This is a genomic window from Solwaraspora sp. WMMD1047 (assembly GCF_029626155.1).
Taxonomy (GTDB): domain Bacteria; phylum Actinomycetota; class Actinomycetes; order Mycobacteriales; family Micromonosporaceae; genus WMMD1047.
The window spans coordinates 6,501,286-6,520,549 of record NZ_JARUBL010000001.1 but is presented as its reverse complement, the minus strand read 5'-3'; the positions used below and the strand labels follow the sequence as shown (position 1 = coordinate 6,520,549).

At 71.4% G+C, this 19,264-nt stretch carries 16 protein-coding genes; 12 read left to right on the top strand and 4 right to left on the bottom strand.

What is annotated here, in order from left to right; translation table 11 throughout:
* Nucleotides 1-186 precede the first annotated feature (186 nt).
* The 4 genes from O7627_RS29820 to O7627_RS29805 all read left to right on the top strand — a co-directional run bounded on the left by O7627_RS29820 (nucleotide 187) and on the right by O7627_RS29805 (nucleotide 4,931).
* The gene (locus O7627_RS29820; RefSeq protein WP_278096781.1) at nucleotides 187-1,596 is read left to right on the top strand and encodes a phosphatase PAP2 family protein; all 1,410 of its coding nucleotides are present in this window, start codon (nucleotides 187-189) and stop codon (nucleotides 1,594-1,596) included.
* 319 nt (nucleotides 1,597-1,915) lie between these two features.
* Complete coding sequence (locus tag O7627_RS29815; protein WP_278096780.1) at nucleotides 1,916-3,706, top strand: glycosyltransferase; 1,791 nt, start codon at nucleotides 1,916-1,918, stop codon at nucleotides 3,704-3,706.
* Nucleotides 3,703-4,350 (top strand): DUF998 domain-containing protein, encoded by a 648-nt coding sequence (locus tag O7627_RS29810; protein ID WP_278096779.1) that lies wholly within the window; start codon nucleotides 3,703-3,705, stop codon nucleotides 4,348-4,350. The genes O7627_RS29815 and O7627_RS29810 overlap by 4 nt, the downstream gene beginning before the upstream one ends.
* A complete protein-coding gene (locus O7627_RS29805) occupies nucleotides 4,341-4,931 on the top strand; it encodes a DedA family protein (protein WP_278096778.1) in 591 nt (196 codons plus the stop codon). The genes O7627_RS29810 and O7627_RS29805 overlap by 10 nt, the downstream gene beginning before the upstream one ends.
* A gap of 213 nt (nucleotides 4,932-5,144) precedes the next feature.
* Here O7627_RS29805 and O7627_RS29800 read toward each other — a convergent pair whose 3' ends face one another.
* The 3 genes from O7627_RS29800 to O7627_RS29790 form a co-directional block, all read right to left on the bottom strand.
* Nucleotides 5,145-6,611, bottom strand: a complete 1,467-nt coding sequence (locus O7627_RS29800) for a HAMP domain-containing sensor histidine kinase (protein WP_278096777.1) — start codon at nucleotides 6,609-6,611, stop codon at nucleotides 5,145-5,147.
* Nucleotides 6,608-7,300: a response regulator transcription factor gene (locus O7627_RS29795; RefSeq protein ID WP_347404687.1), complete on the bottom strand. Its 693-nt coding sequence runs from the start codon at nucleotides 7,298-7,300 to the stop codon at nucleotides 6,608-6,610. Before O7627_RS29795 ends, O7627_RS29800 begins: the two co-directional genes overlap by 4 nt.
* 499 nt (nucleotides 7,301-7,799) lie before the next feature.
* Nucleotides 7,800-9,248, bottom strand: a complete 1,449-nt coding sequence (locus O7627_RS29790) for a phosphatase PAP2 family protein (protein ID WP_278096775.1) — start codon at nucleotides 9,246-9,248, stop codon at nucleotides 7,800-7,802.
* Nucleotides 9,249-9,752: 504 nt separating this feature from the next.
* Here O7627_RS29790 and O7627_RS29785 point away from each other — a divergent pair.
* The 5 genes from O7627_RS29785 to O7627_RS29765 all read left to right on the top strand — a co-directional run bounded on the left by O7627_RS29785 (nucleotide 9,753) and on the right by O7627_RS29765 (nucleotide 15,674).
* Nucleotides 9,753-10,817, top strand: a complete 1,065-nt coding sequence (locus tag O7627_RS29785) for a sugar ABC transporter substrate-binding protein (RefSeq protein ID WP_278096774.1) — start codon at nucleotides 9,753-9,755, stop codon at nucleotides 10,815-10,817.
* Nucleotides 10,814-12,355 carry a sugar ABC transporter ATP-binding protein gene (locus tag O7627_RS29780; protein WP_278096773.1) on the top strand — a complete coding sequence of 514 codons (1,542 nt, stop codon included), beginning with the start codon at nucleotides 10,814-10,816 and terminating at the stop codon, nucleotides 12,353-12,355. Before O7627_RS29785 ends, O7627_RS29780 begins: the two co-directional genes overlap by 4 nt.
* Nucleotides 12,348-13,394, top strand: a complete 1,047-nt coding sequence (locus O7627_RS29775) for an ABC transporter permease (RefSeq protein ID WP_278096772.1) — start codon at nucleotides 12,348-12,350, stop codon at nucleotides 13,392-13,394. Before O7627_RS29780 ends, O7627_RS29775 begins: the two co-directional genes overlap by 8 nt.
* Before the next feature lie 82 nt (nucleotides 13,395-13,476).
* Entirely contained in the window at nucleotides 13,477-14,793 is a 1,317-nt protein-coding gene (locus O7627_RS29770; protein ID WP_278096771.1) for an enolase C-terminal domain-like protein, read from the top strand.
* The gene (locus O7627_RS29765) at nucleotides 14,790-15,674 is read left to right on the top strand and encodes an amidohydrolase family protein (RefSeq protein ID WP_278096770.1); all 885 of its coding nucleotides are present in this window, start codon (nucleotides 14,790-14,792) and stop codon (nucleotides 15,672-15,674) included. The genes O7627_RS29770 and O7627_RS29765 overlap by 4 nt, the downstream gene beginning before the upstream one ends.
* Nucleotides 15,675-15,691: 17 nt before the next feature.
* On the opposite strand, the gene O7627_RS29760 is transcribed toward O7627_RS29765, so the two are convergent.
* Nucleotides 15,692-16,387 carry a FadR/GntR family transcriptional regulator gene (locus O7627_RS29760; RefSeq protein WP_278096769.1) on the bottom strand — a complete coding sequence of 232 codons (696 nt, stop codon included), beginning with the start codon at nucleotides 16,385-16,387 and terminating at the stop codon, nucleotides 15,692-15,694.
* Between the two features lie 85 nt (nucleotides 16,388-16,472).
* Here O7627_RS29760 and O7627_RS29755 point away from each other — a divergent pair, with 85 nt between their 5' ends.
* From O7627_RS29755 to O7627_RS29745, 3 genes are read left to right on the top strand one after another with little or no spacing between them, the layout of a single operon-like run.
* Complete coding sequence (locus tag O7627_RS29755; RefSeq protein WP_278096768.1) at nucleotides 16,473-17,420, top strand: aldo/keto reductase; 948 nt, start codon at nucleotides 16,473-16,475, stop codon at nucleotides 17,418-17,420.
* Nucleotides 17,417-18,442, top strand: a complete 1,026-nt coding sequence (locus tag O7627_RS29750; protein ID WP_278096767.1) for an alcohol dehydrogenase catalytic domain-containing protein — start codon at nucleotides 17,417-17,419, stop codon at nucleotides 18,440-18,442. Before O7627_RS29755 ends, O7627_RS29750 begins: the two co-directional genes overlap by 4 nt.
* Nucleotides 18,439-19,200, top strand: coding sequence for an SDR family oxidoreductase (locus O7627_RS29745; RefSeq protein WP_278096766.1), 762 nt, complete (start codon nucleotides 18,439-18,441; stop codon nucleotides 19,198-19,200). The genes O7627_RS29750 and O7627_RS29745 overlap by 4 nt, the downstream gene beginning before the upstream one ends.
* The last annotated feature ends 64 nt before the right edge of the window (nucleotides 19,201-19,264 follow it).

Here is a 19,264-nt window from a genome sequence, read left to right as displayed (position 1 = left end):
CAGAATTTCTCATGGCCTGAAAGCTAGGACCGATCCCGTCCTGTTTCGTCGTGCCGCGGTCGTCAATCCCGAGAGGGGATGCGGTACCGCGGTACTACGTCACCTTCACCGCCCGCACGTCCATTAATCGTCGTCTCAGATTCGCTCGGTACGAAGTCGGCATCGAACAGGCGATAGGGGCTGTTGATGGCCGTCAAAGCAACGCCGTCCGGAGCGGCGCCGCCCGGCCGGTCGGCGCCGCCGCTGGTGGTCGTCGCGGTCGGGCTCGGGTTCGGGCTGCTGGTGCTCCTTGTCCGGCTGCACCTCGAACCGGTGATGAGCGTCGACCGCGGTGTCGCCCGGGAGCTCAACGAGGTCGTGTCGCCCCGGTCGTATCTGGTGAACGCGCTCAACGGGATAACCCGGCTGGGCGGACGGCCGATCATGCTCTGGCTGGTCGGCGTCGCCGCGGTGCTGCTGCTGGTGCGCCGGCGGCTCCGCCTCGCGGTCTACCTGCTGGCCAGCGTCGCCGGTGGGCTGCTGCTCGACCCGTCGGTGAAGTCGCTGGTCGGCCGGCTGCGCCCGGTGGTGGAGGTGCCGGTGGCGGCCGCGTCCGGCAACAGCTTCCCGAGCGGGCACGCGCTCGGCTCGATGGTCGTCTACGGCGCCGTGCTGCTGGTGTTCCTGCCGGCTGTCCGACACCGCAAGCTGTTCATCTCGGCGATCGGGCTGATCGTGTTCGCCATCGGCGTCACCCGGATCGCGCTGGGCGTGCACTACCTGACCGACGTGCTGGCCGGCTGGCTGCTCGGCGCGCTGTGGCTGAGTGTCACGGCGTACGCGTTCCGGGTGTGGCGGCGGGAAGCGGGACGCCCGGTGGCGCCGCTCGACGAGGGCCTGGAGCCCGAGGCCGCCGAGGCGATCAACCGGGTGCCTGATTCCAGTCGCCCGATCCCGCACCGGTGGGTCACGGCGACCGAGATCCTGACCGGCTGGGTGTTCACGTTCGGCATCCTGTACGTCGTCGGCTACCTGCTGAAGAACCACACCGAGGGCACCTGGCTGGGGCGTTTCGACGACGGTGTGGTCCGGTGGCTGCAGACGTTCCGTGCGCCCACCCTGGACGACGTGAGCTGGGTGTGGAGCAAGGCCGGCGACACCCACGCCATGCTGGCCATCTCGCTGGTCTTCTGCCCCATCGCGCTGGCTGTGTGGCGGCAGTGGCGACCGGTGGTGTTCGTAGCGCTCGCCATGGTCGGCGAGCTGACCCTGTTCCTGTGCACCGCGGCCGCCATCCAGCGGGACCGCCCGCCGGTGGCGCAGCTCGACGGCCCGATGTCCACGTCGTCGTTCCCGTCCGGGATCGCCGCCACGATGTGCATCTGGGCGGCGATCGCGGTCCTGATCATGGGCCGGGTGCGCAGCCGGTGGCGCTGGGTCGCCGTGGTGCTCGCGGTGGTCATGCCGGCCGGCGTCGCGCTGTCCCGGATGTACCGCGGCATGCACCACCCGACCGACCTGTTCGGCGCCGCGATCCTGACCGCGCTCTGGGTCGGCCTGCTGTGGTGGGTGCTGCGGCCCAACGTGCGCGCGGCGCCGGCCGAGGTGCGCAGGTGACGCTGCCCTTCGTCACCTGGAACAAGACCGGCGAGCTGGCGCGTGCGCCGGGCACCTGGTTCGGCCACCCGGTCTGAGCGGCGCATTAACGGTCGCCTCAGGTTCGCTCGGTTGAGTAGGCCTCAGACAAGCGACGTAAACCCGTACGTAGGGGGCTAGTGATGGCAGTCAACGCAGTGCCGCCCGGGGAGGCGCCGGTCGGCCGGTTGGCAGGCTGGTGGGTGCCGTGGCTGGTGATCGGAACCCGCACCACGGAGCTTGCTCGGTCGGCCCGGCGTGGGGACGACCGGTGCGAAACCTCCGGCCGGGGCGTTTCGGCATGAACCTGACCCAGGCCGTGCTCGAGCACCCCTACCTGGTGCTCGGTCTATTCGTGCTCATCGAGGGGCCGGCCGCGACGATCACCGCGGGCACCCTGGTCGGCGCCGGCGCTGCGGCGTTCTGGCCGATCTGGGTGATCGTCGCGCTGGCCGAGGTGGTGGGCGACAGCCTGCTCTACCTCGTCGGCCGGTCGGCCCGGCGGCCCTGGGTGGCATCCCTGCTGAGCAGGCTCAAGGCGACGGCGCTGCTCGACCGGCTGGCCGGGATGTCACTGCCTCGGCTGGTGGTCACCGCCAAGATCGTCGATGTCTTCGCAGTCCCGGCATTCGTGTCGTTGGGGCTCGCCGGGCTTCCGTACCGGAGATTCGCCGCCTGGGTGGGTGCCACCGCCGCCGCACGCGGCCTGGTGCTGATCGGTCTCGGCGCTCTGTTCGGTAGCCAGCTGTCCGGCCTGCTCGCACTGCCCGGCGGCATCTTCCTGCTCACCGCGGCCGTCGCCGTGCCGGTCGCTCTCTTCCACCTCGTCATGAAGCGCTTCCACCTACGAAAGATGGCGCTTCCACCTCAGAAAGGTCGTTGTCCCATGCGCATCCTCATCGGCGCCGACACCTACGCCCCGCACGTCAACGGGGCGGCCTACTTCGCCCAGCGGCTGGCCGTGGCACTGACCGCCCGGCACGAGGTCCACGTGGTCGCGCCGTCGACGGACACCCGCAGCCATGCCGGCACGTCCGGCGACGGCGTCGTCGAGCACCGCGTGCGCTCCTTGCCGGTGCCGGGTCATTCACCTTTCCGGTTCTGCCCGCCACCGGGACTGCGCGCGGCGGCCCGCCGGATCCTCGACGAGGTCCAGCCCGACGTGGTGCACGTGCAGAGCCACTTCCCGCTGTGCCGGGCGCTGGTCGACACGGCGCACGAGCGCGGCCTGTTCGTCATCGCCACCAACCACTTCATGCCCGAGAACCTGATCCACTACCTGCCCATCGGCAACGCCGGCCGGACGAGGGCGCACGAGTGGGCGTGGCGCGACGCCGCCCGGGTGTTCGCCAGGGCGGACGTCGTCACGGCCCCGACCCCGTACGCCGCCGCGCTCGCCATGTTCTCCGGTGTGTCCGGGCCGGTCCTGCCCATCTCGTGCGGCATCGACCTCACCCGCTTCCGCGAGCAGGCGCCCGCGGCCGAGTTCCGACGGGCCTACCGCCTCGCGCAGAAGCCCACCATCACGTACGTGGGCCGGCTCGACGCCGAGAAGAACCTCGACGTCGTGATACGGGCGTTCGCGCTGGTGCGGGGCTCCCTCGACGTCCAGTTGCTCCTGGTCGGCACCGGGTCCGAGGACCGGACGCTGCGGTCGCTCGCCGGGGAACTGGGCGTCGCCGAGCATGTCACGTTCACCGGCTTCATCCCCGACGAGGACCTTCCCTCCGCATACGCGGCGTCGGCGGTCTTCGTCAACGCGGGCACCGCCGAGCTGCAGAGCCTGGTCACGCTCGAGGCGATGGCCAGTGGCAGGCCCGTGATCGGCGCCGACGCCGCAGCCCTACCCCACCTCGTACAGGACGAGGAGACCGGCTACCTGTTCCCGCCCGGCGACGTTGCCATGCTCGCCGAGCGACTGCTCACCGTGCTCTGGGACCCGAAGCACGCGGAAGAGCTGGGGCGCCGGGCTCGTGCCGTGGCCGAGCAGCACGACCAGACCCGCACGGTGTCCGCGTTCGAGCAGCTCTACCGGATCCGTCCGGCCCGTGAGGCGCCCGCGCCCGCCGAGGTCGCCGAGGTCGCCGCATGACAGCAACGGTCGTCCGCGCGGGCACCTCCCGCTGGTATCGCAACGTCCAGCTGAGCCTGGGCATGGGCACGGCGGCCGGGGCGGGCCTGCTGCTGGTCGGCGATGTCGACCCAATGGACGAGATGGTCAGCGAATCGATCCGGACCGTGCCGGGCACCGTCCTGCTGGCCCTGGCGGCGGGTGGGCTCGCGGCAGCCGGCGCCTGGCTCCTGGCCGGCGTCCGGCGGGTGCTGCCACCGTCCGGGCCACTCACCGCGCTGCTGTCGGTGTGGTGTGTGTCCCTGGTCGCGGTGGTGGCGTTCCCCACGAACCTGCCGGGGACCGAACCGGGCGTCGCCGCCGGGGTGCATCGCTTCGGCGCGGCGCTGATGGCGGCGCTGCCACCGCTCTTCGCACTGCTCATCGCCAGGCGTACTGGGCGCGGGGCAGACCCGGCCCGGGTCCGCTGGCTGCGCGCGGCCGGGTGGTCCGCGGTCGCCGCATGCGTCGCGTTCGCGGCGGTGAACGGGCCGGCGGTGCTGCTCGGCCAGGGCCCTCTCCCGTTCGCGGGCCTGGCCGAACGGGTTCTGCTGGCGCTCGTGCTCGTCGTGGTCGGGCTCTGCGCCTGGGTGCTCGAAGGGGAGGAGCGGACCCGATGGACCTGATGGCCATGATCGAGAATGCGATGACCTCTCCGGTCATCTATCTGGCGATCCTCGCGCTGGCGACCCTCGACGCGTTCCTGCCGTTCCTCCCGTCGGAGTCGGTCGTCATCGCCGCGGCGGTCTTCGCCGTGTCGGGCATCCCGTCGCTTCCGCTGATCATCGTGTTCGCCGCGCTGGGCGCCTTCGTCGGTGATCACATCGGCTACCTCATCGGGCGCCTGTTGCGCGCGCGCCCTCCGGGCGGCCGCCTGATCCGCGCCGCCGACAGGATCACCCCGCACCTGCACCGCCGGGGCGGCGCCCTGATCATCGCGGGCCGGTTCGTCCCCGGCGGCCGCACCGCGATCGTGACGGCCAGCGGTGCCACCGGCTACCCGCTTGCCCGTTTCACCCTGTTCACCGCCATCGCCGCCGTCACCTGGGCCGGCTATTCCGGCCTGATCGGCTACCTCGGCGGCGCCGCCTTCGAATCCAACCCGACGCTTGGCCTGGCGGTCGGCCTCGGGCTCGCCCTGTCCATCACCGCGCTCGGCGAACTGGGCCGCTTCGTGTTGCGCCGCCGCCGATTCTTGAGTCGGTAGCTGGGTCCGTTGATCCCGAGGACGTTGGGCGTGGGTAACTCCAGCCACCGCTCCGACCGCAAGATCATCGCTATCCTTCACCCGAGCGCATACCAGGCGAAATCTAACTCATCGGACACCCGGCCAGGCCGCCGCCACGCCGTGACCTGGCCAGGTCAGCTGTACCTACCTGGAGAACCAAACCCGTACGCCCGCCACGCGCCAGGGCCGAGGTCAGCGCACCGCGGTGTCCTTACCAGCGGTGAGCCGCGCGATCGGGGCGGGCGGGGTCGCGGCCGGAAGTTCGACCCGAAGTAGCGCGCCACCGCGTGCGGAGCGGGCGACGGTGGCCCGGCCGCCGTGGGCCTCGACGACCCGCCGCACGATCGACAGCCCGAGCCCGGATCCGGGCAGCGCCCGGGCGCTGTCGGCACGGTAGAACCGGTCGAACACCCGCGGCACGTCGGCGGCGTCGATGCCCGGCCCGGCGTCGTCGACCTCCAGCACCGCCGACGCGCCGTCGGCACGACGCGCGCCCTCGGCGCGGAGCCGAACCTGGACCGGCTGGTCCGCGGGGGACCACTTGCCGGCGTTGTCGATGAGGTTGAGCACCGCCCGCTGGAGCGCAGCGGGGCGCCCGCTCACCCACACTGAGGTCACGTCGAGCGCGACCTCGATGTCGGGCAGGCGGGATCGCGCCCGGGTCGCGGCGGCCACCACCACGTCGGCGAGGTCGAGCAGCTCAGTGCTCTCGTCGCTGACGTCACCGCGAGCTACCTCGGTCAGCTCGGCGGCAAGGGTGCTCAACTCGGCCACCTGGGCGCCGAGATCATGGAGCAGCCGGGTCCGGCTCTCCGCCGGCAGTGCGCTGTCCAGGGTGCCGCGCCGATCGAGCCGGATCAGCAGCTCGACGTTGAGGCGCAGGCTGGTGAGCGGGGTCTTGAGCTCGTGGGCGGCGTCCTCGGCGAGCAGCCGCTGGGCCCGCCGGGAGTCCCGGAGCGCGGCGAGCATGTCGTTGATCGACTTGACCAGCCGCCCGATCTCCCCACCGCCCTCGTCCGGGATGTCGGCGTCGAGATCCCGGGTGTGCGCGACACGCACCGCGGCGGCGCTCAGCCGGTCGATCGGCGCCAGCCCGGTCCGCGCCACGGTCCGCCCGACAAGGGCGCCGCCGACCACGCAGAGCAGCCCGATCAGCAGCATGCCGAACCCGAACTGGTTGATCGGGCTGTCGTCGACGACGCGGGCCACCTGCACCGCGCCGTCGCCCGCCCGCAGCGTGTAGATGAGATAGCCCTCCTCGCTGTCATTCGACTCCATCAGGTCGGCCGACGCGCCCTGCGCCACGCGCCCGGCGTGCTCACTGACCGGGGGCAGCGCGGGCTGACCGGCCGGCGTCCGGGTCGAGCCGTCGGGCAGGATGACCCGCACCAGCCGACCGGATCCGGGATACGGCGGTAGCTCGACCTGCGTCAGACCGGCGCGCTCCGCGGTCGTCGCCAGGACGCGGGAGTCGGCGCGCAGCTGATTCTCGGCGTCGTTCCGCAGCTCCAGGGCCAGCAGTTCGCTTGCCACCTGGAAGGCCATGAACACGCTGACGGCGATGGCCGTCGCCGCGATCACCGTCAGCCTGGTCCGCAAGGACCGCCGGCGCCACCATCGGGTCAGCCGGCGCGGTTCCCGACCGGTGGGCCTGCTCACGGAGGAGTCTCCCGCAGTGTGTATCCCAGGCCGCGCAGTGTGTAGATCAATCGTGGCTCACCCTCGGCCTCCATCTTGCGGCGCAGGTAGCTCACGTACACCTGGAGGTTGTTGGCGGTGGCGCTCATGTCGAAGCCCCAGATCGCTTCGAACAGCGCGTCGCGGGTCAACACCCGGGTCGCGTTGCGCACGAGGACCTCCAGGAGGGAGAACTCGGTCCGGGTCAGGCGCAGCGGCCGCGCACCCCGCCATGCCTCGAACCTGTCGGGATCGAGCCGGACATCGGCGAACGACAGGACCTGCGACTCGCCGTCGCCCGGCGTGCGCCGGCGCAGCAGGGCGCGCACCCGGGCCAGCAATTCCTCGGTGGCGAACGGCTTGGGCAGATAGTCGTCGGCGCCCGCGTCCAGCCCCGCGACCCGGTCGGAAACCTGGTCACGGGCGGTCAGCATCAGCACCGGCAGATCCTGGCCCGCGGCCCGCAACCGCCGGCAGGTCTCCAACCCGCCGAGGCGGGGCATCATCACGTCGAGGATCAGCAGATCCAGCGTGTCACCGCCGGCCCCACCGACCCCGTCGAGCACGGCGAGACCGTTGGCGACCGTGCTGGTGTCATAACCCTCGACCTGGAGCACCCGCTCCAACGACTCACGGATGGCCGCGTCATCATCTGCGATCATGATCCGCACGCCGGCCCGCCCCCTTCCAGTTGATGCTCTGCCGCCCATTTTCCCCGACCAACCTGAGACCAGGGTTAGCGCGTCGCCGGGGTCCGCGCTCTTAGGGATATCTGAGTGCCGGTGAGATAGGGAACTGGTGGCACCGGAATTCGCCTCCGGAGTGGGGCAACTGATCGGGGCGTTGCCACCAGGACGGACTTGCGACCTTCCTCACCCGGGCATCGCGGACGGGACCCTGCTGACCCTGCTGTCGTACCTGCACGTGGTGGTCTCCGGCCTGCACCTCTTGTTCGGCATCTGGCTCGGCGCTCAGGTCTCCTATGCTGATCTGGGACTCAACGTCGTTTCCGGTAACCCGCTGAGGGCCGCCATTTCCGTCCGCCAACTCGTCAACGGCGTCGGGTTCAAACCCCTGAGGCCGGCGGGCCGGCACCACCGCCGCGTGGTGGCCGGCGAGTCGCGGTTGCCGCGGATGCAGATGTACGGCGCGCGGACCGTATGGCAGCGACTATTCGTCGCTCCTGGATCCGGGGTGAGCACACGTCCTGGTTCCACGGAGGTCAGGACTGCTGCGGCTGCGCCGAGCGTTACCGCTCATCGGGAGCGACCAGTCGGTTCGTCGGCCCCCGCCGTCATCGTCCTGTCCGGGATGCAGGATCAGGTAGCTGGCGGTCAGCCACAGCCCGGTCAGCAGGATGCTGCCGGCGATGTCAGTCGGGTGGTGCACACCGCGGTAGAGTCGGGCCACCGCGACGAGTGCGGGTATCACCAGTGCGCCGGTCACCGCGACGGTCCGCCACAGCGTCGACCTGGTGGCCTGCCAGACGAGGATCGCAGTGGCGCCGTACAGGCACAGCGCTCCGGCGACGTGACCCGATGGGAAGCTCGCCGTGGGTGGTAGATCCGGTTGCAGCGGTTGGACCAGTGGCCGGGCCCGGGTCACCACTGTGGCGGTGATGAGGAAGAGGATCACCTCGCCCACCATGACGGTCCAGAGGAAGACGACCGGTCGCCAGCGGCGGAACAGGGCCAGGGCGATGCCGCTCGCACCGAGGGTCCAGGTGATGATCCAGTAGGTCCTGCCCAGGTTGTTCGCCGCCGTCAGGACTGTCGTCCAGGGATCGGTGCGTTGGGTGGCGAACCACTGCACCGCGGCCAGGTCCGCCTCGGCGAGCGCGGTGCCGTCGAGGACCGTGGTGACCAGTACGCCGGCGCCGAAGGCCGCCCCCACGGTCAGGACCGCGGCGACCAGCAGCTTGGTGGCGATCAGCAGCGGGTGCGCCGGCCCGGAAGGTCGGCCGTCGGTGGGGCGTAGCGCGGCCGCGGCTCCCGAGGTCGGTCCTTCCCCGGCCGGTGTGGCGGTCCGACCAGTCTCGATCTGCCAACGGCGGAATGCGGCGGAGGTGACACCGAGCCATGCCACGCCGAGCGCCCATCCGCCGACGACATCACTGACGTAGTGCACGCCGAGGGCGACCCGGGTCAGCCCGATGAGGGCCACCAGCGTGGCCACCCCGGCGCCGACCAGGCGCCGGCGCCGTGGCGGCACGGCCGGGAGGAAGACCAGCAGCAGGACACCGTACGAGACCAGCGAGCCGAGGGCGTGTCCACTGGGAAAGCTGGGCCCGGGGGCGGTAACCACCGGATCCGCCACCTCGGGTCGGATCCGCTCCACCAGCAGCTTGACGACAGGATCGAGGATGAGCGCGCCGAGCGACGAGATCACCACGTACACCGCCAGCCGGGGTTGGCGGCGGATCAGCAGGTAACCGGTCGCGGCCACCAGCACGACCGTGAGCATGCCTCGACCGCCGAAGTCGGTCACCCCGCGCAGGACGACGACCACGATGTCGCTGCCCGCGACGGCGCTGTTGAACCAGTCCGCGACGGCGCTGTCCACGTTCTGTAGTGGCGCCCATGCTGTGCGTACGAGACTCAACAGCACAGCGAACAGCACCCCTGCCGCCCCGACACCCACCAACCCGGCCGAGGCTCGCCCCGCGAAGCGCTCCAACGGACGTGGCTCCAACCGTCCGAACTCGTCAAGCATGGCTATTGCACTTCCCCCTCCAGTCCCGGCTACTCAACTGCTCGGGATGAGCCGGCCTTTGGCGAGCGGTCGAGAGACTTGTGGTACCGACTTCCGGCCCGTCGGCTGGGGTCTGATTCATGAGATGTATTGCCTGTGGCAAGGCCGGACAGCCTGGAGTGCCTCCCCGACCTCTGGTCCGATTTTTCCCATGACTAGCCGTTGACGTCACGCGATCGAGACGCCTAACGTCTGATGTCTCGGCCGCTTGAGCAACCACCACCACCCGCGCCATCCGTGTCTGGAGGGCTCGCCACGTTTCCGTCGCCGCTCCAGCTCGATCACCGGGCAAGCAGTGGGGCTGGCCGGAGGCAGGGGGCCATCAACGCGGTCTGACCCGCACCGCCCGACTTCCCACCTGGAGGAACGACGATGAAGCGCAGAGCTCTGCTGGGCGTGGGGCTGACCATGGTGTTGACGGCGTCGGCGACCCTCGCCGCCGGCTGCGGCGACGACCCGACCGGCGAGGGCGGCAACGCCGAACCGCTGGTCGGGGTGGACTACCCGCGGTCCGACACGGACTTCTGGAACTCGTACATCGAGTACGTCCCACAGTTCGGCGACGAGCTGGGCATCGAGCTCAAGACCACCAACTCACAGAACGACATCGCCAACCTCATCTCGAACACCCAGACCTTCATCAGCCAGGGGGTCGAGGGGGTGGTGATGGCGCCGCAGGACACCGCCGCCATCGCGCCGACGCTGGCCCAGCTCGACAGCCGCAAGATCCCGGTGGTCACCATCGACACCCGGCCGGACACCGGCAACGTCTTCATGGTCGTCCGCGCCGACAACCGCGCGTACGGCGTCAAGGCGTGCCAGTTCCTCGGTACGAAGCTCGGCGGCCGGGGCAAGGTCGTCATGCTCCAGGGTGGCCTCGACTCGATCAACGGCCGGGACCGCACCGAGGCGTTCAACGAGTGCATGCGGACCGAGTTCCCGGAGATCACCGTCTTCGGTGAGGCCACCGACTGGAAGGCGGACGTGGCGGCGGCGAAGCTGCAGACCAGGTTCGCCTCCGACCCGGACATCAAGGGTGTCTACATGCAGTCCTCGTTCGCGTTGTCGGGCACCCTGCAGATCCTCAAGCAGCGCGGCCTGCAGGTGCCGCCGACCGACCCGAAGCACGTCTTCGTGGTCTCCAACGACGGGATTCCCGAGGAGCTGAAGAACATCGGTGCGGGTCTGATCGACGCCACCGTCAGCCAGCCGGCCGACCTGTACGCGAAGTACGGGCTGGAGTACGTGAAGGCGGCGATCGCGGGCACCACGTTCCAGCCCGGTCCGACCGAGCACGGCAGCAACATCATCCAGGTGCGGGAGGGCCTGCTGGAGGACCAGCTTCCGGCGCCGCTGGTGACGCTGGACGGGGCGCCGATCGCGGGTGAGCCCACGCTGAAGTTCGACGACCCGTCCCTGTGGGGCAACAACGCATGAGTACGCCCGCGCAGCGCCGGACCGACGGATCGGCCGGCGACGGCCGACCCGTCGTCGAGGCCGTCGACATCACCAAACGGTTCGGCTCGACGGTCGCCCTGTCCGGGGTCGACCTGGTGGTCCGGCCGGGTGAGACGCACGCCCTGGTCGGACGCAACGGCGCCGGCAAGTCGACGCTTGTCGGCATTCTCACCGGGCTGCTCGCCGCCGACCACGGCACGGTGACCTTCGACGGGCGGCCGGCGCCGCCGTTGGGGGATCGCGACGCCTGGCGGCAGCGGGTGGCCTGCGTCTACCAGCGGTCGACGATCATCCCCACCCTCACCGTGGCGGAGAACCTGTTCCTCAACCGGCACGCCCGGGGCGCGGGCGGACTGATCCACTGGTCCCGGCTGCGCCGGGAGGCGGCGCGGCTGCTGGCGGCGTGGTCGGTCGATGTCGACGTCCGGCAGCCCGCCTCCACCCTCACCGTCGAGCAGCGGCAGTTCGTGGAGATCGCCCGGGCGCTCTCCTTCGGCGCCCGGTTCATCATCCTCGACGAGCCGACCGCCCAGCTCGACGGCGCCGGCATCAACCGGCTCTTCACCCGGATCCGGGACCTGCGGTCCCAGGGGGTGACGTTCCTGTTCATCAGCCACCATCTGCAGGAGATCTACGAGATCTGCGACCAGGTGACCGTCTTCCGCGACGCCCGGCACATCCTCACCGCTCCGGTGGCGCAGCTGAGCCGGCCGGCGCTGGTCACCGCGATGACCGGCGAGGACGTGTCGATGCCGGAGTCCGACCGCCGGTTGATGCCCGCCGACGCGCCGGTGCTGCTGTCGGTGCGTGACCTGGTCACCGCATCCGGCGCCGAGCTGTCGCTGGCGGCCCGGGCCGGCGAGGTGGTCGGCCTCGCGGGCGGGGGCGGCAGCGGCAAGGTCGAGGTCGCGGAGGCGATCACCGGGCTGGCCCGGCCCGCCCGGGGCACGGTCGCCGTCGACGGCCGGGTGCTCCGGCCGGGCAGTGTGCCCGACGCCCTCGACGCCGGCATCGGGCTGGTGCCGCAGGACCGGCACCGGGAGGGCCTGGTGCCGTTGCTCTCCATCGCCGAGAACGTGACGATGACCGTGCCGGATCGAATCGGCCGGCGGGGCCTCATCTCGTCCGCCCGCCGCGACGCCCTGGCCCGCGACACCATCGCCGCGCTGACGATCAAGGCGGCCGGGCCGGGCGTGCCGGTCGCCGAGCTGTCCGGTGGCAACCAGCAGAAGGTGGTCATGGGCCGGGCGTTGGCCAGCGACCCGAAGGTGCTGGTGCTGATCACGCCGACCGCCGGCGTCGACGTGCGGTCCAAGCAGACCCTCCTGGGCGTCGTCGAGGAGGTCCGCCGACGTGGCACGGCCGTGCTCGTCGTCTCCGACGAACTCGACGACCTGCGGATCTGTGACCGGGTGCTGGTGATGTTCCAGGGCCGGGTCGTCGACGAGATGACGCACGGCTGGCGTGACAACGATCTGGTCGCCGCCATGGAAGGGGTGGATCTGCACCATGTCTGAGACGCTCTCCACCGCCCCGCCACCGTCGTCGGCGTCGCCACCGCCGGGTCGACCGCCCGCCTCGTCCCGGAGTCTGGCCATTGCCCGGCTGCGCGACCTGGCGCTGGTGCCGGCGATCATCGCGGTCGCGATCGTGGGGTCGATCGTCAGCCCGGTCTTCCTGCGGTCCGACAACATCATCAACGTGCTGCAGAGCATGTCGGAGATCGCCATCCTGGTTCTGGCCCAGACGATCGTGCTGATCACCGGCAAGATGGACCTGTCGCTGGAGTCCACCTTCGGTCTCGCGCCCGGGGTCGCGGCGTGGCTGGTCATCGATCCGGCGCTGACCCGGGGTCTCGGCCTGAACGCGCTGCCGGACGGCTGGGCGGTCCCGGTCGTCCTGCTCGTCGGTGCCCTGGTCGGCGCCTTCAACGGGCTGCTCATCGTCCGCTTCGGCCTCAACGGCTTCATCGTGACGCTGGGCATGCTGATCGTGCTGCGCGGACTGCTCACCGGCATCTCCGGTGGACAGACCTTTTTCGCGTTGCCGGAGTCGATGACCTACCTCGGCTCCACCAGTTGGCTGGGGATTCCGGCCTCGATCTGGCTGTCGCTGCTGCTGTTCGCCGGGGGGATCGTCATCCTCGGCTACACCCGCGCCGGTCGGTCGCTCTACGCGATCGGCGGTAACGCCGACGCGGCCCGGGCGGCCGGGATCCGGACCGATCGGGTGCTGTGGATCGCGTTGATCGTGGCCAGTGTGCTCGCGGCGCTCGCCGGCCTGCTGATCAGCGGCCGGCTGGCGGCGGTACCGGCCGCCCAGGGCAGTGGCGCCATCTTCCAGGTCTTCGCGGCTGCGGTGATCGGCGGCGTCAGCCTCAACGGCGGCAAGGGCAGCGTCTTCGGCGCCTTCACCGGCGTACTCCTTTTATTTATGATTATCAATGTTTTGACCCTGGCCGGGGTGCCCGCGCAGTGGACGAACTTCCTGAACGGCACCGTCATCCTGGTGGCCCTGGTGGTCTCCCGCATCACCGGAGGCAAGGCACAGACCTGAGGCGACCGGCCCGCCGACCGGGCGATCGCGAGCCATAACCACGGGGCCGAGAGCGGCCGCCGATCTACCTCCAGGAGTCCCGGTGACTGAACGCATCTCGGCCGTAGAAACCATCGACGTACGGTTCCCCACCTCCCGGCACCGCGACGGATCGGACGCGATGAACCCGTTCCCGGACTACTCCGCGGCGTACGTCATCCTGCGGACCTCGACGGGGGCGCAGGGCCACGGCCTGGTCTTCACCGTCGGCCGGGGCACCGAGATCCAGGTCGCGGCGGTACGGTCGCTCGCCCCGATGGTGGTCGGCCAGCCGGTCGACGAACTGCTCGCCGATCCGGGGGCGCTGGCCCGGCGGCTCGTCGGCGACAGCCAGATCAGGTGGCTCGGCCCGGAGAAGGGCGTCGTGCACATGGCCGCCGGTGGGCTGGTCAACGCGGTGTGGGACCTCGCCGGCCGGCGGGCCGGCAAGCCGCTCTGGAAGCTGCTCGCCGATCTCACCCCGGAGCAGCTCGTGGCGCAGGTCGACTTCCGCTACCTGCGCGACGCCCTCACCGAGGAGGAGGCGCTGGCGCTGCTGCGCGCCGCCGCCGCGGGCCGGGCCGAGCGCGAGCACCGGCTGCGGGCGGAGGGCTACCCCGCCTACACCACCACCCCCGGCTGGCTGGGCTACGACGACGAGAAGCTGGCCCGGCTCTGCAAGGAGGCGGTCGGGGCGGGCTACCGGCTGATCAAACTCAAGGTCGGTGGCAACCTGGCCGACGACGTCCGCCGGATGACCATCGCCCGGCAGGCGGTCGGGCCGGACGTCGCGATCGCCGTCGACGCCAACCAGATCTGGGGCGTACCCGAGGCGATCCGGTGGATGCGCGAGTTGGCGCCGTACGACCCGTACTGGATCGAGGAGCCGACCTCCCCGGACGACGTGCTCGGGCACGCCGAGGTGCGCAAGGCGCTCGCCCCGGTCAAGGTGGCGACCGGCGAACACGTGCACAACGCGGTGATGTTCAAGCAGTTGCTGCGGGCCGACGCGGTCGACGTGGTGCAGATCGACGCCTGCCGGGTCGCCGGGGTCAACGAGAACCTGGCGATCCTGCTGCTCGCCGCGAAGTTCGGGGTGCCGGTCTGCCCGCACGCCGGCGGGGTGGGGCTCTGCGAACTCGTGCAGCACCTGGCGATGTTCGACTTCGTCGCGGTCAGCGGCAGCACCTCCGACCGGGCGATCGAGTACATCGACCACCTGCACGAACACTTCGTCGATCCGGTACGCGTCCGCGACGGACGGTATCTCGCGCCGACCGCCGCCGGCATGAGCGCGGAGATCGTCGCCGCCACCCTGGCCGACTACCGGTTCCCCGACGGTCCGCAATGGACCTCGACGCCGACCGGGGAGGTCGCATGATCATCGACGCGCACCATCACCTGTGGCGGCCGGAACGCGGCTACCCCTGGCTCGACGAACCCGGGCTGACCGCCATCCGCCGGCCGTTCACCCCGGCCGACCTGACCGCCGAGCTCACCGCGACGGGCGTGCACGGCACCGTGCTCGTGGAGGGCGGCCGCTGCCACCCCGACGAGGCGGCCGAGTTCCTCGGCTACGCCGCCGACACGGCGCCCATCCTCGGGGTGGTGGCCTGGCTGGATGTCGCGGCCGGGAACGTCTCCGGCACCATCGACGGCTACCGCCGGCTGCGTGGGGGTGAGCTGCTGGTCGGCGTACGGTCGCAGGTGCAGGGCGACCCGGACCCCGACTACCTGGACCGGGTCGACGTGCGGCGCGGCCTCGCCGACGTCGCCGCCGCCGGGCTCGCCTTCGACCTGGTGATCCGGGCCGACCAGCTGCCGGCGGCGGCCCGGGCGGCGCGGGCCCTGCCGCAGCTCCGGTTCGTCCTCGACCACCTGGGAAAACCCCGGATCGACCAGGGTGCGGCGGGCCTGTCGAGCTGGCGGGGGCCAGTCGCCGAGCTGGCCGCCAACGCCAACGTCACCGGCAAGCTCTCCGGACTGGTCACCGAGGCCCGGCCGGACTGGTCGCCGGACGAGCTGCGCCCGTTCGTCGAGGTGGCGATCGAGGAGTTCGGGGCCGATCGTCTGATGTTTGGCTCGGACTGGCCGGTGTGCCTGCTCAGGTCCGACTACCCGGGGGTGCGGCGGGCGCTGGAGGTCGCGCTGCCGCCGCTGTCGACGCGGCAGCGGCGCGACATCTTCGCCGGCACCGCCATCCGCACCTACGGCCTGACCCTCCCGGCCGACGGGATCGACCCCGACGCGCCGTCGGCATGATCCGCGCCGACCGCGGGTCAGGCGTCCGTCGCCTTGGCGGCGAGCACCGTACGCAGCCACGCCTCGGAGGTGTTGACGTGGATGAGCGCGCTGGCGTGGGCGAGCAGTTGGTCGCGCGAGCGCAGCGCGAGGTAGATCGCGTGGTGCTCGTCGATCGTCTTGTGCGCCGCGTTGCCCTCGATCAGCCCTCGCCACACCCGGGCCCGCAGGGTGCGGCTGGAGAGCCCGTCCAGCAGCGAGGTGAGCGTCTCGTTGCCGGCGGCGGCGACGACGGTGTGGTGGAAGGCGGTGTCGAACTGGATCAGCTTCTCCGCGTCGTCGGCCGCCCCCCGCATGTCGTCGAGAATCTGGCTGAGCTCGTCCAGTTGGGTGCCGGTCATCCGCAGCGCGGCCAGGCCGGTCGCCACCGGCTCCAGCATCCGGCGTACCTCCATCACCTCCAGCAGGGTGTCGTCGCGCAGCAGTTCGACCGCGACGCCCAGGCCCTCCAGCAGCAGCCGGGGCGCGAGGCTCGTGACGTAGGTGCCGTCACCGCGGCGTACGTCGAGCACCCGGGCCGATTCGAGCACCTTCACGGCCTCCCGGACCCCGCTGCGCGACAGCCCCATCTGCGCGGCCAACTGCGGCTCCGGCGGCAGCCGCGCACCCGGCGGCAGCTCGCCGCTCTGGATCATGCTGCGGATCTTGGCGATCGCGTCGTCGGTAAGTGCCATCCACGCCCCCTCGGATCGGCCCTTCCCACTATAGATACATCGGACGTTTGGGTCCGTCGTGGCCCACGGAAGGACAGATGATCATATGCAGTACCGTCCCCTCGGTCGGACCGGCCTGACCGTGTCGATGCTCGGCTACGGTGCCTCGCCGCTCGGCGGGGTCTTCGGCCAGATCGACGAGCAGGCCGGCATCCGCGCCGTCCGCACCGCGCTCGACCTGGGCGTGAACATCATCGACGTGGCGCCGTACTACGGCGCCACCGTGGCCGAGCAGGTGCTCGGCCGGGCGCTGCGCGGCGTCGACCGGGACACCTACCTCCTCGCCTCCAAGGTCGGCCGGTACGGCGACTCGGCGTTCGACTTCTCCGCCGCGCGCGTCACGGCCAGCGTCGAGGAGAGCCTGGGCCGGCTCGGCACCGACCACCTCGACCTCGTCCAGTGCCACGACATCGAATTCGGCGATCTCGACCAGATCATCGACGAGACGCTGCCGACCCTGGCCGGGCTGCGGGCGGCGGGGAAGGTCCGCTTCCTCGGCATCACCGGCTACCCGCTGCCCGCGCTGGCCCGGGTGGCGGCCGCGGTGCCGGTGGACACCGTCCTCTCCTACTGCCGCTACACGCTGCTGGACCGTACGCTGGCCGCCGCGGCGCCCGGATTCGCCACCGCCGGCGCCGCGGTGATGAACGCGTCGCCGCTGGCGATGGGGCTGCTGACGCGCCGCGGAGCGCCCGACTGGCACCCGGCGCCACCCGAGGTACGGCGGGCCGCGGCCGCCGTCGCGGACCGCTGCGCCGCGCGGGGCGTCGACATCGCCCAGGTGGCGCTGAGCTTCGCCGCCGCGCCGGTCGAGTTCGCCACCACCTTCGTCGGCTCGGCAAACGCCGACAACATGGCCGACAACGTGCGCTGGGCGCTCTCGGACATCGACCCCGACCTGCTCCAGGAGATCGAGAAGGTGGTCGCGCCGGTGCTCAATTACGCCTGGTCCACCGGCCGGCCGGAGAACAACAATCCCGGGGAGGCGGCATGAACCGCAGCGCACACTACGTCGGCGAACGGACCTTCGTCGTCGAGGAGACCGCGGCGGTGCCACCCGGCCCCGGCCAGGTACGCCTCGACGTCGCGTACACCGGGATCTGCGGCACCGACCTGCACATCGCGCACGGCGCGATGGACCAGCGGGTCCGGGTACCGGCGGTGATCGGACACGAGATGTCGGGCCGCGTCGCCGAGGTCGGCCCGGGCGTCGCGGACCACCGGGTGGGTGACCCGGTGACCGTGCTGCCGCTGGACTGGTGCGGCGAGTGTCCGGCCTGCCGCGCCGGCCACACCCACATCTGTCACCGGCTCAACTTCGTCGGCATCGACTCCCCGGGCTCGATGCAGCGCTCCTGGACGGTACCGGCGCGGCTGCTGGTGCCGCTGCCGGACGGGCTGCCCCTGGCGACGGCCACGCTCGTCGAGCCGACCGCGGTGGCCGTGCACGACGTACGGCGCTCCCGGCTCGTCGCCGGCGAACACGCGGTCGTCATCGGCGCCGGCCCGGTCGGTCTGCTGATCGGCGCCGTCGCCCGGGCGGCCGGGGCCGCGGTGACCATGCTGGAGCTCGACCCGCGGCGCCGCCAACTCGCCACCGATCTGGACCTGCCCGCCGTCGATCCGGCGACCGTCGATGTCGCGCGGCACGTCCAGGCGGCGACCGGTGGGGCGGGGGCGGACGTGGTGTTCGAGGTCTCCGGCTCGGCGGCCGGCGTCCGCACCGCGACCGACCTGCTCGCCGTACGCGGGCGGCTGGTCGTGGTGGCGATCCATCCCACCCCGCGCGAGGTGGATCTGCACCGGGTCTTCTGGCGCGAACTGGAGCTGATCGGCGTGCGGGTGTACGAGCAGGAGGACTACGCCGAGGCGGTCCGGCTGGTGCACGGCGGCCAGGTGCCCGCCGACCGGCTCATCTCCCGCATCGTCCCGCTGGCCGAGGTGGCGCAGGCGTTCGAGGCGCTCGCCGCCGGTGGCGACGTGAAGGTGCTGGTGGACTGTGGAGGCGACGCGTGAATCCGTTCGACCTGACCGGCCGGCTGGCCGTGGTGACCGGCTGCCGCCGCGGGATCGGCCTGGCGATGGCCGAGGCGTTGGCGGCGGCCGGCGCCGACGTGCTCGGCGTGAGCGCCGGCCTGGAGGAGACCGGCAGCGAGGTGGCCGAGCGGGTGGCGGCCCATGGGCGCTCGTTCGAGCCGTACCGGGTCGACCTCGCCGAGCGGACCGCGGTCCGGGCCCTCGCCGAACGGCTCGGCCAGCGGGACCGACCGATCGACATTCTCGTCAACAACGCCGGCACCATCCGGCGGGCGCCGGCCGCCGAGCACACCGACGAGGACTGGGACCACGTGCTGGAGGTGGACCTCTCCGCCGCGTTCGTGCTCGCCCGCGAGATCGGCCGGGACATGCTCCGGCACGGCAGCGGGAAGATCATCTTCACCGCGTCGATGCTGAGCTTCCAGGGCGGCGTCACGGTGCCCGGCTACGCGGCCGCGAAGTCCGGGATCGCCGGTCTGACCCGGGCGCTGGCCAACGAGTGGGCGGGCCGGGGGGTGAACGTCAACGCGATCGCGCCCGGCTACATCAGCACCGACAACACCCAGGCGCTGCGGGAGCAGCCGGAGCGGAACCGGGCGATCCTGGAGCGGATCCCGGCCGGCCGGTGGGGCCGGCCCGACGATCTCGCGGGCGTCACCGTCTTCCTCGCCTCCGACGCCGCCGCCTACGTGCACGGCGCGGTGATCCCGGTCGACGGGGGCTGGCTCGCCCGCTGACGACGTCATCCGCCCACCCGGCCCAGGGGCGGCTGTCCGCCCGCCCCGCCCGGGGGTGGCTGTC

Excerpts from the sequence above, each read along its gene's own strand:
- O7627_RS29750 (WP_278096767.1), top strand. The coding sequence starts at position 17,417 with ATGAACCGCAGCGCACACTACGTCGGCGAACGGACCTTCGTCGTCGAG.
- O7627_RS29755 (WP_278096768.1), top strand. The coding sequence starts at position 16,473 with ATGCAGTACCGTCCCCTCGGTCGGACCGGCCTGACCGTGTCGATGCTC.
- O7627_RS29785 (WP_278096774.1), top strand. The coding sequence starts at position 9,753 with ATGAAGCGCAGAGCTCTGCTGGGCGTGGGGCTGACCATGGTGTTGACG.
- O7627_RS29815 (WP_278096780.1), top strand. The coding sequence starts at position 1,916 with ATGAACCTGACCCAGGCCGTGCTCGAGCACCCCTACCTGGTGCTCGGT.
- O7627_RS29775 (WP_278096772.1), top strand. The coding sequence starts at position 12,348 with ATGTCTGAGACGCTCTCCACCGCCCCGCCACCGTCGTCGGCGTCGCCA.
- O7627_RS29765 (WP_278096770.1), top strand. The coding sequence starts at position 14,790 with ATGATCATCGACGCGCACCATCACCTGTGGCGGCCGGAACGCGGCTAC.
- O7627_RS29810 (WP_278096779.1), top strand. The coding sequence starts at position 3,703 with ATGACAGCAACGGTCGTCCGCGCGGGCACCTCCCGCTGGTATCGCAAC.
- O7627_RS29760 (WP_278096769.1), bottom strand. The coding sequence starts at position 16,387 with ATGGCACTTACCGACGACGCGATCGCCAAGATCCGCAGCATGATCCAG.
- O7627_RS29820 (WP_278096781.1), top strand. The coding sequence starts at position 187 with ATGGCCGTCAAAGCAACGCCGTCCGGAGCGGCGCCGCCCGGCCGGTCG.
- O7627_RS29805 (WP_278096778.1), top strand. The coding sequence starts at position 4,341 with ATGGACCTGATGGCCATGATCGAGAATGCGATGACCTCTCCGGTCATC.
- O7627_RS29780 (WP_278096773.1), top strand. The coding sequence starts at position 10,814 with ATGAGTACGCCCGCGCAGCGCCGGACCGACGGATCGGCCGGCGACGGC.